Genomic DNA, 16,636 nt, shown 5'->3' with positions numbered 1-16,636 from the left:
AGTCCTAATATATAATTACCCGTTACCAATTACCAATTACCCATTACCCATTACCCATTACCCATTACCCATTACCCATTACCCATTACCAATTACCCATTACCCATTACCCATTACCAATCTTTTAAGATTGTAAATGAAATATATTTAAAGCCATAGAAACCATACTGAGAAAGGTTAAAAAACCGATGGTATCTAACATGGTTGTGACTAACGGACCACTCATTAAAGCCGGATCTAATTTGCACCGTTTTAAGGCCATGGGTAACAAAGTTCCCAGAGTCACAGCCACCATTGTATTAGTGGCCATGACTGCCCCTGCAATTAAAGCTACCCATTTTTCTTGAGGTTTAGCCCAAATCAGGGAAAGGGCAATCATTGTTATTCCTAATGCTAGGGCTGTTCCTAAACCAGCTAAGAGTTCTTTACGGAGGATTTTCCAGGTATCTTCAGGTGTAACGTCTCCTACGCCTAAACTACGAATAGTTACGGTAAGTGCTTGTATACCGACAGTGCCGCCAGTATTAGAAAATATGGGCATAATCACGGCCAGGACTGGTACAGCAGCAATCACAGATTGAAAAGGAGCGATCGCACTGGCCGCGCCAATGTATAATCCCATAATCCCCAATAACCAAGGCAACCGTTTCCGAATGGTGATGTGTGGGGCAGATAAAGCTTCTTCGTCACCACTGACCCCGGCCAATTTTTGGATATCTTCTGTAGCTTCTTCTTCTAAAATATCTACTACATCATCAATCGTAATAATACCGACTAATCTATCTTCCCTATCAACCACAGGCATGGCGATTAAGTCGTAACGCTGCATAATCCGGGCGACTTCTTCCTGGGCTGTTTCTGTTCTCACTTTGACAACGTGAGGGCTGGCAATATCTTTAATTAAAACATCGGGAAAGGTAAATAATAGCTGACGCAAAGAAACTACACTCACTAATTTGCGGTTATCATCAGTTACATAGGCGTAGTAAATTGTTTCCTTGTCTTGGTCTTGCAAGCGGATTTTACTGAGGGCTTCACCCACCGTTAAGCCTCGCCGCAAGCGGACATATTCCGTAGTCATTACCCGCCCCGCTGTCCCCTCTGGATAGCCGAGAATCGTTGATGTGGCTTGTCTTTGTTCTGGGCTGAGTTGTTGTAATAGTCGTTTAACTACTCCCGCTGGTAGTTCATCAAATAATTCCGCCCGTTCGTCGGGACTCATTTCTTCCACCAGGTGGACTACCTGGGCATCGTGAAGAGAGTTGATTAGTTCTTCCTGTACTTCTGTGGGTAAATATTCAAAGACATCTATGGCTTGGTCTTTGTTGAGTAGCCGAAAAGCGATCGCCCTTTGTTTTTCCGGCAATTGGCTGATATAATCTCCCACATCTACAGGTTGTAGACAATTCAAATCAAATTTAAGCTGATTTAAGTCAGCAAGATCTAAGGAACTACGAATTTCCTGGGTCAGCATAATAGACATCTCCTAAAGTCTCCCCCGCGCTGGGAGACTGCCTCGCCAGCTTAGAGGAGGGTACTACTGCCATCTGTTGGACTTTTGTCCATAACCTCTCGTGAAATTTAATATAAACACTGAAATCAAATAGCACTGCTAATTGATGGGTTTAGCCTGGAATTTGATTTCCCGATAGACGCTGTTTAACATTTTAAGGGTAAGTTGTCACTTGTACAAGTGGTGACAGCAAATTATGGGTAAAGACTGGGAAGAAATTAATTATCCAATCTTTGCCCCCAGATGTCTATTAGACATCTGGTGAAAATGAATGTAGAGACGTTCTATAGAACGTCTCTACAAGGGTTTCAAACCACGCACATTTAATTACCCCAGATGTCTATTGTGTACATAATCAAAAAAAGCAATTTCACCTTTCCCAACTCCATGTCCCGTGGCGATATTTCACTCGATCCATAATAAGCTGTTACGCACCTAAATTTTCTCATCCTAAAATGGTTAAATCTTGTGGGGTGGGCATACAACGGCCAAACCAGACTTATACAAATTAAATACACAACAGCTTAGTCCCACTAAGTAATGACTTTAGCCTGAAATTTGGTTTTCCGATTGGTAGTGTTAAAAACTTTTTCATCAAAATATCATGGTTTGCGAGAATTGATATTAGCAAATAACCAAGAAAGAAGATTAGCAACTGTAGCCGCACCAAAGGAAAATAGGGCAATAATGGCATCACGAGGTAAAACACCATCTAACCAACTACCTTGAATACTAGAAACAGGAAAATCTTGATCTAATCCGATTTGAATTTTTTTAGTTTTCCCAGAAAAACGGGCTTGTATACCTTTCTTTTCGGGAATTATTTGCATATTGTTGATTACTTGAATATTTAAGGGTTTATCACTGTTTTCTCCCATGAGAAATTGATTTTCTTTAATGTCTCTATCCTGTTCTACCATACGAATTTTACCTTCAATAATAGTGGATATTTCTAAATCATTTTTGGGATCGTTACCATCTTTCAATAATTGAGTAAATTTTACATCTTTAGTTTGTATTTTCCCTTTAAACCATCGGTTTGATTCAGATTTTTTTGGTGGTTTTGATTTTGATTCAGATTTTTTTGGTGGTTTTGATAAGGTCAGATAAAGATTAATATCCTTTTGAATTTTCAAGTTCAATCCTGGATTATCGGGGGTGACAATAAATTCTAATTCTTCTTGATCATCTGGTGATTTCGGTAAATTTAAACTGGGTATTTTATAACCTGCTACGGTCACTTTCACGGGTTTTTGACCTAAAAATATTTCTAAGATATTGGGATGATTCCGAGAATTGGGAACTACAGAAAAAGCTAATCCTTGACGCTCAAAATCATAATTTAATTTAGTTATTCTTGTTTGTGGTTGCAGTTGTAATTTTTCTAGTGTAATGTCACTTTCTGTCTGAGAATTAGCTGGACTAATAATAATTTTACTTTTCTCTTCTAGAAGTTGGATTTCTAATGAATTTGATTTATTAATTTCTGGTAATTGACTTTCAAAACTGCCAGTAAAGGTTAAAGTTTGTATACCTTCGTTTTCTAATTCCTGAATATTTTTAATATTTCGCAGAAAAACTTTAGGTTGTGGTTCATTATAAGTAAAACTCATTTCTTGAAAAATAAGATTACCTTCAAATGTATGATTTCCTGGAGCAATAGCAGCAATAGTAATAATACACAAAACCGCAAGCAATATGATCACTAAAATAGATGATTGTTGCCGAATTAGATATTGTTTCAAATTTGGCAATTGCTGGAGAAAATTATTAAAATTATTATTGATATTATTAAATTTTGTCTGAATTAAGCCAGACTTAGTAATAATAAAGTTCTTAATCTTAGTAAATCTGGAATTTTGAGAAGATTTCTGTCTGCCTTTTTGCCGAAATGCCATGATTTATTTTAACCAATTGGGATGATGTTCAAATACAATTACATTCTCAATGCGATCGCTAGGTTCATTAATTCGGTCAATAAAAGCAATATAATGTAACTTATAGCGTCCCCCAGGGGCTTTACTACCATCCGGTTTACTACCATCCCAGGTAAAACTAATTTCACCACTATTTGCAGTCTTACGAGATGTATTATATATTGGATTTTCCTGATCTTTATCTTCGAGAGGGAAGATTTTTAAACTATTAAATCTTACCCGATCTTGAGAATAAAAAACAAACTCATATTTACCAGAACTTTTTGCCAAAGTCACAGGAACATAGACCTTTTGAGAACCGAGACTATAGGACGCTAACGCGCGGAGTTTATTTGCGGGTATATTGGCTTTTTTCAGAACGTAGGTATCCCAGCTAAAGCCAAAATTTGCACCATTATTAGATAATAGCAAATCATCTAATATATAGTTATATTTATCATCCCATGATGTCACTAAAACTTGAGGATTGTTACCTTTTTTGATGCGGGGAACTTGTAAGCTTATCCTATTGCCATAATCAGTAATATTGCGAGTAGCAATAGAAATTAAACTCAAACTATTACCGCTTATTGGTTGCACCTTAATACCTTCGCAACGGTCGGGAGTTTTACGACGGATATAATCTGTAGAACGGGGATTTCCTTGCGGACAATAAGCATTAGCAGATAGAGGATTAATGCCGAGGATTAATAAGCTGGTAAGAAGAATTTTGTAATTCATAAATCATTGTTTGGTGAAAGTAATTTTCCAGATGGACAGTTGTTTTTTAACCTGAGATATAGGATAGGCAAAATTTCTAGTTTCACCTGGTTTTCGGGCATAAACTATGGCTATGAACCTATTTTCTGAGTCTATCACAGGACTGCCAGAATAACCAGGTCTGAGTTCAGTTTCAGATATTTCTAATTCTTGATTTTTAACAATGATTTTTCCCGATTTTACAGACCATGATTTATCTTCACCTCGTTGGGCATCATGACCGATAATTTGAATAGGCATTATGGGGTCAATGGTGGTAGAGATTGATAAAGGTTGGATGTCTTCTGGCAGTTTACCGCTAATTTCCAACACAGCTAAATCAAGTTTGTCCTCTGTAGAAGTCATTTTCAATAGTTTGGCATTTCGTTTCATTCTGACTCTATTTGCTGGTGGTACACTAAAAAACTCCACCTGAATATTTTTACCCTGGTCATTACCATCAAAAATCACATGACGACCTGTGAGAATTAATGTCCGGTTAGCATTTCGCTGGATAACTACACCAGTACCAACCTCAAGCCCCTGACGTTCGCTATTAGAAAACTTAGCAGTAATGCGTACTACAGAACGCTTAACAGGTAGATTTGGGTCATTTTTGGGCAACCATGGGCTATCATCTTCTACACTACCTAGTTTATTCTCTTGTTCAGTCAATAAATCTCTTGCTGCTTTATTGTTGTTACGGGCATATATATAATCGGGGTCAAGTTTTTCTGACTCATCAAAATATTGTATGGCTTTTTTTAACTCACCTTGGTCTTGCAATGCTAAACCTAAACCATTATTTGCAAGAGTATGGGCAGTTGTTGGAATTACTGAAGTATCTTCTGGTAACGATAGGGCTGTTTTATATTTGGATATAGCTGCATCTAATTTCTTCTGGCCTCTCAGGACCTTGCCAAGATTGTTGTAAGCAGCAGCTAATTTAGGGTCAAGTTCAATAGCTTTTTGGTAAGCAGCAACAGCCTCATCTAATTTCTTCTGGTCATACAGGGCATTGCCAAGATTGTTGTAAGCAATAGCATATTTAGGGTCAAGTTCAATAGCTTTTTGGAAAGCAGCAACAGCCTCATCTAATTTCTTCTGGTCATACAGGGCAATGCCAAGATTGTAGTAAGCAGTAGCATATTTAGGGTCAAGTTCAATAGCTTTTTGGTAAGCAGCAACAGCCTCATCTAATTTCTTCTGGTCACTCAGAGCATTGCCAAGACCATTGTAAGCAATAGCATATTTAGGGTCAAGTTCAATAGCTTTTTGGTAAGCAGCAACAGCCTCATCTAATTTCTTCTGGTCACTCAGGGCATTGCCAAGACCATTGTAAGCAATAGCTAATTTAGGATTAAGCTGTAAAGCCTTTTTATGGTACGCTAAAGCTTCCTCTGGCTTACCTTGGGCATTTAATACATTACCTATGCCAACATAAGCTTCTGCATCATTATGATTGATTTGTAAGGCTTTCTGGTGTGCTGCTAAAGCCTCCGCTAATTTTCCCTGTCGTCGTAAAGCATTACCCAAATTGTTATAAGCCTTGCCATTATTGGGTTCAACCCGCAAAATCTCACGCCAAATCGTCTCCGCTTGGGAATTGTTACCCACTGCTTCCGCTGTTTCACCTTGCTTAAATAGCTGTTGGACGGTATTTTGAGCAAATACAATCTGAGTGGTGCTAGTTAGAGATAAAGTCAGCAATAAAGTAATAAATATCCGATTCCTCATATATTTTGAGATATTTGCCATAATTTGACTTTTTTATCTCAATAAAAAAACAGAGCATTTATGGCATTACATAGACGATATTATCACAATCACGACAATATTTTATTTCTTCAAAAACTTTTGTCGCATCTTAATTACAAAACTATTCACCTCAGGAATATTCATTCTCGAAGCAATAAGAGAAAAAACACCAATTCCCACCAAAGCAGATATAGATAATTCTATTAATAAAGTAATTAAATTTGGTTTACCCAAAACTTGACGAGAAACTATTAAAGCTCCAAAACTAGCTAGACCCGATATAATACTACCACCAGTTAAACTCAAAATAGGAATACACCATTCCCGCCAAGGTAAACCATTAAGTTTGCGGTTCAGCAAAAATAACAACATCAACATGGAACTACAATTAACGCCAACTGTAGCCAAAACTAAACCCGGTGCGCCAAAAGGTTCAACTAATAAGAAATCCAATATAGCATTGAGAAAAATATTAAATGTACTAATTTTAAAGGGTGTTTGTCCATCACCTAAAGCATAAAATACTCTGACTAAAACATCACGCCCTAGATAGACAAACATCCCAATTCCATAGGCAATTAATAGAGAAGATACTAACTGAGTTGCTTCCTGTTTAAATGCTCCCCGTTGATAAACTATCTGGACAATTGGTTCAGATAAAGATATCATTAAAGCCCCTAAAGGTAGCATGGTGACAGCAGTTAGTAAAAGTCCTTGACGAATGCGTAATTTTAGTTCTGGCCAATTGTCCGGGTGAGAAAGTTTAGCAAATGTTGGTAATAAAGGCAGTAAAATAATATTAGAAATAATTCCCAAAGGAGTTTGCACTAAAAGATTAGCATAGGTAAAACCTGCTGCTGCACCGGCAATAGGACTGGCAAAATAAAGGTCAGTGGCGACATTTATTGGCATCATTCCTGATGATATGGTGGCTGGAGTCATGATTTTAATTACTTCTTGAACACCAGGAGATTTAAAATTAAATCTTAGCCTTAATGTCCCTAATCCTAACCGCCATTGGACAATTAATTGCACTAACCACTGAATAATTCCTCCTGCTAAAGTCCCCCAGGCTAATACCATGCCACCGATGAAAGCATATTCGGGATTAATAATTTGTTTACCATATTCTAGAACTAAAATACCGATACCGATAATAACGGCTAGACTGGATAATAAAGGACTAATTGATAATAACCAATATTGATTAGCTGCATTTAAAGTCCCAAAACCAATCCCAATTAAGCCCGCGAATAAGGATAATGGGGACATAATTTGGATTTGACGAATTGCGATCGCTCTTGTAGTCGCTTCTAAGCCATGACCAACTAAATCAATAATTAACTCAGCGCAGAAGATTTGGGCAATTGTCACTACTAGCAACAACCCACCCACAAGAGTTGTTACTGTTTCTACTATAGGTGCTGCTTCTTCTTCTTTATGTTTAGATAAAACACTGACAATGGCACTATGTAAAGGTCCGTTGACACCACCAAGTAAGATTAAAAGAAAACCGGGGATAATATAGGCATAACTATAAGCCGTAGCTGCTGCACCTACACCAAAAGCCGCAGCGATTATTTGTTGTCTAATTAAACCAAATACCTTACTAATTAATGTTGCTGCGGCAACAATACCAGCAATTCCAGCGAAAGAACGGGCAGTTTTTTTTTCTTGTTTTGTCACAAAATATTAGTTGTCAGTGGTCAGTGGTCAGTTGTCAGTTGTCAGTTGTTAAGCTGTTACGCAGCTAAATTTGATAACCACAATTTACTTGAACTTTGTGGTGCGGGCATCTTGCCCGCTATAATTATACAAACTAAATGCAGTACAGCTTAGTGGTCAGTTGTCAGTTGTCAATTGTTCAACGACAACCTAAACTGTCGCGGGTAGAAATACCAGTTACAGAATTAACACCATTTGCTCTTTTACACAGCAGCGATACTTGATAACGGTCAATGATTGCATTTGTAAAATCAGCGCCAGTGATATCAGCATCATAAAAGCGGCTGCGGGTCAAAGTTGCTTCTGTAAAAACGGCATTTCTTAGATTAGCACCATCTAAGGTAACACGATCAACTAAAGCGCCAGTTAAATTTGCATCTTCTAAATTAGCCTTTAATAAAACGCCTTTGGTAAAAATTGCGTTAGTTAAATTTGCACCTTGGAAATTTGTTCCCCGCATTTCGGCTGCTACAAAAGTTCCACCGACAAAATCAGTATAGGAAAAGTCACGATTATTTAAGTTAGCATTACTGTAGTTAATGGTATTAACTTGAGCCAATGTTACTTGCGGAAGCATAATACACAATCCCGCCAAAATAGAAATTAAAGTTAAATATCTTAACAAAATTTTGTTCATAAACTTGCTAAGTAGGTTGGCGTTAAAAATTGTCGTTATAGCAAGGGAAAGTTCCCCCCTTTCCCCTTCCCAGTTCCCTGTCCCCTATTCCCTATTCCCCGTGACCAAGTTCCTTATTTCCAATCTTTACCAATGCGAATTGTCAGGTCAGATTCTAGATCACCGTTGCCTGAAACCTCAACTTGTCCTAAACCTAAAACCTGTTGCAAATCAACTCCTGGTTTTCGGTTGCCTTTTTGGACAATAATCTGAGTTTGATTCTGGGTATCTGGCCAGTCTGGAACTGGGTAAACATTAGTAAAACCCTTCTGTTTAAGATAGGTAATTACCCTTTCCGTTAGCTGAGGTTGATTAGTAGTATTTTGAACAGCAACTCTCCGGGCAGAAATAGGCCTGGTATCCGACGTAATACCAGCGACATTTACACCAGTAAAATCACTTAACAAGCTTTGTTGACCAGTCATATTTAACCAATAGCTATTAGCATCTTGACTCAACTTGCTAAAAGTACCGGGTAACATTGCCATTTGGAAATTATTTCGTTCTACATTCACGGAAAAATTCGCCAATGCCATCATTTCCTCCGTTTTGAGGTTGGTATCAAAATACTTTCGCATAATGCGAGTTAATTGGGGCAACCTGGGTAAAACAGTGGGACTGTTGAGCTTTTGCATGAGAGCAGTGATTAGTGCTTGTTGTCGCTGAACTCTGGGTAAATCCCCCATACCTTCTTCACGAAAGCGGGCAAACTGTTCTGCTTGTTCACCATTAAGACTTTGCCAACCGCTGACTAAATTGATTGACAACCCACCTGAGCGATCTTGATAATTCATAGTTTGGGGGACAAATACATCTACTCCACCCAACTGGTCAACTAATTGGCGGAAGCCACTAGTTGAAATGCGGATATATCGATCTATAGGAGCATTGTTTAAACTGCGACTAACTACCCGTGCGGCTAAAACTGGACCACCCTTAGCATTAGCTTCAGATACCTTAGTTAAGCCCTGTTCCGGGATAGCTATCATTGTCCCTCTGGGAATTGACAGAACGCGAATCGTCTGATCACTGGGATTTAAGCGCACCAACATCATGGTATCACTTTTACCAGCAAAACTTTCCCGTGAACCGTCTACAGTCCCCGCAACTGGTTCAATACCCATAATTAAAATATTCATGGGTCTTGATAGTTTATACTGAGAAAGCTTAGTCCATAGATCTCCAGGTACTTTGACTTGATCTTGTTTATGAGAACCAAATTCATCATCTTTCGTTTGGTCTAGATTGCTCCATAGAGGAGTCCATAGTGCTAAACTGGATGCTAATAAACCAGATACAGTGATGCCTAGAACAACGGTTAGCACCCACAATAACCAGCGGGGAATTGATAAGCCTAGTCGCTCATAGAGTTCGTTGGGAATAGCGCCCACTGATTCCACGACGTTACGAGAAGAGTAGACTGATTCTGGCGGTTTTGCCAGGGGGGTTGACACTGTTACCGGTTGAGGTGTTACCTGATTTTCTGACTTTTGAACTGGTGGCTGTTTCACCTCCTGTTCTGGCGCTGTTACCTGTTGAGGTATAACCTGATTTTCTAACCATTGAATTTGTTTAATCACAATTTTCTCCCCACTCAACCACTCCTTAAAGGTATGTTAATACAAGCTACAAATATTGCCACTGTAAAAGTTGACAGTGCAAATTTTGGATTTTAGAAAAGCATCAGCCAGATTTTGTTGGGTTTTACCGTTCTCACAGTTTTAATCTGTGATAATTACAACATACTTAACTAACCGAAATTATCAGTCAAGATCATCCAAAATTCAAAATTAACAAAATTAAATGGATGTAAACTTGTATTGTTCTGCATTGGGTATGCTTTCCAGTATGAATAATTTATTTTTTCCTGTGATTTTAGCAGGTGGTAAAGGTGAACGTTTTTGGCCTTTGAGCCGACTGGACAAACCTAAACAATTTTTAAGTCTTGATGGTAGCTCTAAAAGCTTACTACAAGCAACTGCTGAACGATTGTTACCATTAGCTGACGGTTGGCAAAACTTGTGGGTAATTACCTCTAGCGCCATTGCCCAAGGGGTGAGAGAACAACTTCCTGATTTACTAGAATCAAATTTACTCATTGAATGCGTGGGACGAGACACTGCTGCTGCTGTGGCTTGGGCAAGTTTAGAAATTAAAAGGCGTTACGGAGAAAACGCTATGATTGGTTTTTTCCCGGCTGACCACTGGATTGCTGACCCAGAGGTATTTTTAGCTACCCTGTCTGCTGCTACCGAGTTAGCAAGAAGTACCCCGGCAATAGTGACCTTGGGGATCAAACCTAATTTTCCATCAACTGGCTATGGTTATATTGAGCAAGGTGAAAAATTATGTGACTTTAATAGCTTGCCAGCTTATCATGTTCACCGTTTTACTGAAAAGCCGGACCGGGAAACGGCCGCAACTTTTTTATCTACGGGACGGTTTAGCTGGAATAGTGGTATGTTCGTTTTTCAAGCCGGTGTTGTTTTAGCAGAATTACGCACTCATGCACCGGAAATTATCCAACCTTTAGAACAATATGGCCCTGATATTTATCCCCAGTTACCTAAAAAAAGTATAGATTACGCGCTGATGGAAAAAACTAGTTTAGCTTATGTTTTACCTGTGGCATTTGGTTGGGATGATTTGGGTGATTGGAATGCTATTGAACGTTTGCTAAAACAAGAGGATAATCCTAATGTAGAACTTGCTACTCATGTTGGCTTAGATACTCAAGGAGCTATTATTTATGCCTCCAATCCTGATGATGTAATTGTTACTATCGGTTTAGAAGATGTGGTCATTGTCCGCGATCGCAATGTTACCCTAGTAGTGAAGAAGGATCGTACCCAGGAAATTAAGCAGATCCTGAAAACTTTGCAAAACGATGGCCGATTTACGGACTTATTATAGGATTTAAAATCTTGGTAGATAGCTCAAACTGTTGTTACTCATTATAACTTATATATTGTATTCTGTGAAATAACAGATTTGAGCCTGTTTTTTGGTGTTGCATAATAGCGGTATTAATTATCTTTATCTTTCCCATATTTTCCACTAAGATGCGAAGGTGCAAAGTTTTCTTGATAAAAAGTCAGCAGAAGTTAATATAAGTTAATACAAGTTAATATAAATTAATCCTATCAGGACTTTACAACTATACGTAAGTGTAGTTATTATATTAATCCATAGTCTCATTGCCATGCTCTGGGTGGGAAAGAGAAAACGAGAAGGGGATCTAAAAAAAAGGAGAAATATAAAAATGACTATTTACAAAGCATTAAACGAAATTCAATCAACTTCCACCTCTCCCCGTGATTTAGGTGATAAATTTGAAAGATTAATGTTAAATTATCTCAAAACTGATCCCTTTTATAAAGACCATTTTAGCCAAGTTTGGTTATGGATGGATTTCCCTAAACGCGGAAATATGCCAGATACAGGAATTGACTTAGTAGCAGTAGAGCGCAATACTGGAGATTATTGTGCTATTCAATGTAAATGTTATGATTTAGATTACACTTTACAAAAATCAGATATAGATTCATTTTTCACCGCTTCCGGGACAAATTTATTTAAAACACGGATGATTATTTCTACTACTGCAAAATGGAGTAAAAACGCCGAAGCAGCATTAGAAAATCAACAAATTCCTGTTATTCGTGCTGATATTTTTGCTTTACAAAATAGTCCCATTGATTGGGATAAATTCAGTTTAAAAAATCCTGATCATTTAGAACTTAAACCTAAAAAACAAATTCGTCCCCACCAACAAACCGCTTTAGAAAAAGTCCTCGCTGGGTTTAAAACGGGAGATAGAGGTAAATTAATTATGGCTTGCGGTACGGGTAAAACCTTTACTGCTTTGAAAATTGCGGAAAATTTCCCTAAAGAAAATAATTTAATTCTCTTTTTAGTTCCTTCTATTTCTTTACTTTCCCAAACTTTGCGAGAATGGACTGCTGAAACTGATATTAATTTTCATAGTATTGCAGTTTGTTCTGATGTGAATGTGGGTAAAAATAAGAAAAAATCTAAAAATGATGATGTTGCAGATATTACTGTTAATGATTTAGCGTTTCCTCCCACTACTAACGCCCAAGATATTATAAAATCCTATCAAAAAATCCGTGAAAATAATACCGCAAATGTTAATAATACCCCAAATGTAGAGACGTTCCATGGAACGTCTCTACAAAAAAATCCAACGTCTCTACAAAAAAATCCAACGTCTCTACAAAAAAATCCAACGTCTCTACAAAAAAATCCAACGTCTCTACAAAATCAAAATCAACATAATCAATCAGAATTAACCGTTATTTTCTCAACTTATCAATCAATTCAAGCAATTTCCGATGCACAGAAAAAAGGTTTACCAGAGTTTGATTTAATTATCTGTGATGAAGCCCATAGAACCACAGGAGTAACTATTGCTGGTGAAGATGAATCTTATTTTGTGAAGGTACATAATCAAGATTTTATCCAAGCTAAAAAACGTCTTTATATGACAGCAACCCCGAAAATTTACAGTGATGATACCAAAGTCCAAGCACAGGAAAACGACGCTTTTTTATGTTCAATGGATGATGTAGATATCTATGGTCAAGAATTTCATAGGTTAAATTTTGGGGAAGCTGTCAGCACTGGTTTATTAACTGATTATAAAGTGATGGTTTTAGCTGTTGATGAAAAATTTGTTAGCGCAACTTTTCAACAACAATTAGCAGACGCAAATAATGAGTTAAATTTAGATGATGCAGTTAAAATTGTCGGTTGTTGGAATGGTTTAGCTAAACGTTTACTCAAAGATGCAACGGGAGAAGATATAGAAGATAATAACCCTATGAAACGTGCAGTGGCTTTTTCTCGTAGTATTAAAGATTCTAAAAAGATTGTTGATGTATTCGCTGATATTATTAATCAATATCAACAATTGAATCCTGATGATGAAGATTTCTTAGAATGTAATTTAGACCACGTTGATGGTACTCAAAATTCTTTAGAAAGAAACAGTAAATTAGAATGGTTAAAAGCTGAACTTCCCCTAACTCCTACAAAGGGGGGAAATAGCGGTAATATCTGTCGAATTTTATCAAATGCGCGGTGTTTATCCGAAGGTGTGGATGTTCCTGCGTTAGATGCTGTGATGTTTCTCACTCCTCGTAATTCTGTCGTGGATGTGGTACAGTCCGTTGGTAGAGTGATGAGAAAAGCTGAGGGGAAAAAATACGGTTATATCATTTTACCGGTTGGTATTCCTGCTGATATACCTCCCGAAGTCGCTTTAAAAGATAATCAAAAATATCAGGTAATTTGGCGAGTTTTACAGGCTTTACGTTCTCATGATGAAAGATTTAATGATACTGTCAATAAAATAGAATTAAATAAACGTCGTCCTCCCCAAATTGCTGTTATTGGAGTGGGAGGTAAAACTGAAAATGATGGTAGTTCTCAAAGTGCAAAAAAAGGCAGTTCTTACAAACAATTAGAATTAAATTTTCCCATTGAAGAATGGAGAAATGCCATTTATGCGAAAATAGTTACTAAATGTGGTGATAGACAGTATTGGGAAAAATGGGCTAAAAATGTAGCGGAGATTGCTGATACTCACATTTCCCGAATTAAGGCTTTATTAGAAAATTCAGAATCGGAAGCGAAAAAAGTATTTGATGAGTTTATCACAGGATTACATCAAAATATTAATCCTAATGTCACCGAAGATGAAGCCATTGAAATGTTATCTCAACACTTAATTACCAAACCGGTTTTTGATGCTTTGTTTGAGGGTTACGAATTTACTAAATATAACCCGGTTTCCCAGACAATGCAAAGAATGTTAGATGTGTTAGAAGGTCAATCTTTGCAGAAAGAAGTCAAGACTTTAGACAAGTTTTATGAAAGTGTCAGAAAAAAAGCTAGTGGTATTGATAATGCGGAAGGAAAACAGCGGATCATTATTGAATTATATGATAAATTTTTCCGTGCGGCTTTTCCCCGGTTGGTAGAAAGATTGGGAATTGTTTATACTCCCGTGGAAGTGGTAGATTTTATTATTAAAAGTGCTGATTTTGCTTTAAAACAAGAGTTTGGAGTGGGTTTAACTGATGAAGGTGTGCATATTTTAGACCCCTTTACTGGGACGGGTACTTTTATGGTGCGGTTGTTGCAAAGTGGGTTAATTAAACCAGAGGATTTACAACGGAAGTTTAGTTATGAGTTACATTGTAATGAGATTGTTTTATTAGCTTATTATATTGCAGCAATTAATATTGAGGAAAGTTATCATTTTTTAACTCAATACCCCCCAACCCCCCTTGCAAAGGGGGGCTTAGATTCCCCCCCCCTTAATAAGGGGGGGGTAAGGGGGGGGTATCAACCTTTTAATGGCATTGTTTTAACTGATACATTTCAAATGTTTGAAAATGAAGGTTATTTGTTAGAAAGTATCTTTCCTGAAAATAATCAACGGGTAATTAATCAAAAGCAAAGGGATATTACTGTGATTATTGGTAATCCTCCTTATTCTGGCGGACAAAAAAGTGCTAATGACAATAATCAAAATCTCAAATATGAAAATTTAGATCAAAAAATTGCCAATAGTTACGCTAAATATTCCACAGCTACGAATAAAAACAGCCTTTATGATTCTTATATTAGGGCTATTCGTTGGGCAACTGATAGAATTAAAGATAAAGGTATAGTTTGTTTTGTTACAAATGGTTCTTTTCTTGATAGCAACTCTGCTGATGGTTTAAGAAAATGCTTAGTAGATGATTTTACAAGTATTTATTACTTTAATTTAAGAGGAAATGGAAGAACTTCTGGAGAAACTTGTCGTAAAGAAGGACATCCTTTATTTGCTGCATTAGGTGGAAAAGGAGGAAGTTTAGCACCAATAGCTATTACTGTACTTATTAAAAATCCCGAAAATAAAGGAAATTGTCAACTTTTTTATCATGATATTGGTGACTATTTAAAACGAACAGAAAAACTAGATATTATTAAAAATTTAGGTGATATTTCTACTATGAAATGGCAAGAAATAACCCCTAATGAAAATTATGATTGGATTAACCAACGCAATGATGATTTTGAAAGTTTTATTTCATTGGGTGATAAAAAAGAACAAAAAAATATTTTTATACTTTCATCCAATGGACTTCAAACAAATAGAGATTCTTGGACATATAACTTTTCTTATTCCTCTGTTTTATATAATATGAAAAGAATGATAGAAGTTTACAATAATCAAATAGGTAAGGATGAAATCAATAATGATCCAAAATGTATAAGTTGGACAAGAGGACTAAAAAAAAGGCTAAGTAAAAACGAAAAATTAGATTTAGAAGCAGAATCTATTAAGATTGCTATATATCGTCCTTTTTGTAAGCAATGGCTTTATTTCAGTAGAGAGTTTAATGAATATGTATATAAAATGCCAATATCTTTCCCAAATAATTTAGTAGAAAATCAAATTATTTGTATAACTGGAATAGGTGCTAACAAAGATTTTAATTGCTATATTGTAAATCAATTACCAGATGTTCAATTACAATCTAATAACCTATGTTTCCCCTTGTATACCTACGAAAAACAAAGCGAACTAGGAGAACTATTTGCAACAGCAACCACAGAACAATACACCAAAAAAGAAAACATCCCCGATAGCATATTAAAAGAATATCAGCAAAAATATGAAGACACAACCATCACCAAATCAGATATCTTCTATTACATTTATGGAGTATTACATTCACCCGAATATAAACAACGCTTTGCGTCAGACCTGAAGAAAATGTTACCACGAATCCCCTTTACAGCCGATTTTTGGACATTCAGTAAAGCGGGAAGAGAATTAGCGTATTATCATCTCAACTATGAAACCATAGAACCTTATGAATTAGAAGAATTTAAAAAAGATTTATATTTAGATCACCAAGATTATCAAGTCGAAAAAATGGTCTTTGGTAAGAATAAAAACGGCCTAGATAAAACCATCATCATCTATAATAGTAAACTTACTCTATCCCAAATCCCCCTAGAAGCCTACGAATATATAGTAAATGGCAAATCAGCCCTAGAATGGATTATGGAAAGGTACAAAGTCACCAAAGATAAGGATAGTGGCATAATTAATGACCCTAACCATTGGTCAGAAAATCCCCGTTATATAGTGGATTTAGTCAAAAGGATTGTGAGAGTCAGCTTAGAAACCGTGAGAATTGTTAAAAGCTTACCAGCATTGAATGAATGGTAATATACAATCAACCTAGGGGGTAATTCATGAAT

General features: G+C 36.7%; 9 protein-coding genes. 2 read left to right on the top strand and 7 right to left on the bottom strand.

The genetic code is table 11. The features are described from left to right. Nucleotides 1–124 precede the first annotated feature (124 nt). The 7 genes from mgtE to H6G25_RS16945 all read right to left on the bottom strand — a co-directional run bounded on the left by mgtE (nucleotide 125) and on the right by H6G25_RS16945 (nucleotide 9,927). Nucleotides 125–1,474, bottom strand: a complete 1,350-nt coding sequence (gene mgtE / locus H6G25_RS16975) for a magnesium transporter (RefSeq protein ID WP_190393504.1) — start codon at nucleotides 1,472–1,474, stop codon at nucleotides 125–127. 641 nt (nucleotides 1,475–2,115) lie between these two features. Then, a complete protein-coding gene (locus tag H6G25_RS16970; RefSeq protein WP_190393503.1) occupies nucleotides 2,116–3,411 on the bottom strand; it encodes a hypothetical protein in 1,296 nt (431 codons plus the stop codon). A gap of 3 nt (nucleotides 3,412–3,414) precedes the next feature. Continuing rightward, nucleotides 3,415–4,170 (bottom strand): hypothetical protein, encoded by a 756-nt coding sequence (locus tag H6G25_RS16965; protein ID WP_190393502.1) that lies wholly within the window; start codon nucleotides 4,168–4,170, stop codon nucleotides 3,415–3,417. Nucleotides 4,171–4,173: 3 nt separating this feature from the next. Beyond that, a complete protein-coding gene (locus H6G25_RS16960) occupies nucleotides 4,174–5,946 on the bottom strand; it encodes a serine protease (RefSeq protein WP_190393501.1) in 1,773 nt (590 codons plus the stop codon). An 81-nt stretch (nucleotides 5,947–6,027) separates the two neighbouring features. Further along, nucleotides 6,028–7,632 carry a murein biosynthesis integral membrane protein MurJ gene (murJ, locus tag H6G25_RS16955; protein WP_190393500.1) on the bottom strand — a complete coding sequence of 535 codons (1,605 nt, stop codon included), beginning with the start codon at nucleotides 7,630–7,632 and terminating at the stop codon, nucleotides 6,028–6,030. A 178-nt stretch (nucleotides 7,633–7,810) separates the two neighbouring features. Beyond that, nucleotides 7,811–8,308 carry a pentapeptide repeat-containing protein gene (locus H6G25_RS16950; RefSeq protein ID WP_190393499.1) on the bottom strand — a complete coding sequence of 166 codons (498 nt, stop codon included), beginning with the start codon at nucleotides 8,306–8,308 and terminating at the stop codon, nucleotides 7,811–7,813. A gap of 113 nt (nucleotides 8,309–8,421) precedes the next feature. Beyond that, nucleotides 8,422–9,927 (bottom strand): LCP family protein, encoded by a 1,506-nt coding sequence (locus H6G25_RS16945; RefSeq protein ID WP_190393498.1) that lies wholly within the window; start codon nucleotides 9,925–9,927, stop codon nucleotides 8,422–8,424. A 268-nt stretch (nucleotides 9,928–10,195) separates the two neighbouring features. On the opposite strand from H6G25_RS16945, the gene H6G25_RS16940 reads away from it, so the two are divergent. Together H6G25_RS16940 and H6G25_RS21330 are read left to right on the top strand one after the other, a co-directional pair. Further along, nucleotides 10,196–11,260 (top strand): mannose-1-phosphate guanylyltransferase, encoded by a 1,065-nt coding sequence (locus H6G25_RS16940; protein WP_190393497.1) that lies wholly within the window; start codon nucleotides 10,196–10,198, stop codon nucleotides 11,258–11,260. 349 nt (nucleotides 11,261–11,609) lie between these two features. Next, nucleotides 11,610–16,604 (top strand): type ISP restriction/modification enzyme, encoded by a 4,995-nt coding sequence (locus tag H6G25_RS21330; protein WP_242035004.1) that lies wholly within the window; start codon nucleotides 11,610–11,612, stop codon nucleotides 16,602–16,604. The last annotated feature ends 32 nt before the right edge of the window (nucleotides 16,605–16,636 follow it).

Origin of the sequence: Dolichospermum sp. FACHB-1091, assembly GCF_014697585.1 — a bacterium.
Classification (GTDB): Bacteria; Cyanobacteriota; Cyanobacteriia; order Cyanobacteriales; family Nostocaceae; genus Dolichospermum.
Note: the sequence above shows the minus strand (reverse complement) of the source record. Positions and strands in the feature narration are given on the sequence as shown.

Coding starts and splice junctions, on each gene's coding strand:
- mgtE (WP_190393504.1), bottom strand. CDS start 1,474: ATGCTGACCCAGGAAATTCGTAGTTCCTTAGATCTTGCTGACTTAAAT.
- H6G25_RS16970 (WP_190393503.1), bottom strand. CDS start 3,411: ATGGCATTTCGGCAAAAAGGCAGACAGAAATCTTCTCAAAATTCCAGA.
- H6G25_RS16965 (WP_190393502.1), bottom strand. CDS start 4,170: ATGAATTACAAAATTCTTCTTACCAGCTTATTAATCCTCGGCATTAAT.
- H6G25_RS16960 (WP_190393501.1), bottom strand. CDS start 5,946: ATGGCAAATATCTCAAAATATATGAGGAATCGGATATTTATTACTTTA.
- H6G25_RS16950 (WP_190393499.1), bottom strand. CDS start 8,308: ATGAACAAAATTTTGTTAAGATATTTAACTTTAATTTCTATTTTGGCG.
- H6G25_RS16940 (WP_190393497.1), top strand. CDS start 10,196: ATGAATAATTTATTTTTTCCTGTGATTTTAGCAGGTGGTAAAGGTGAA.
- H6G25_RS21330 (WP_242035004.1), top strand. CDS start 11,610: ATGACTATTTACAAAGCATTAAACGAAATTCAATCAACTTCCACCTCT.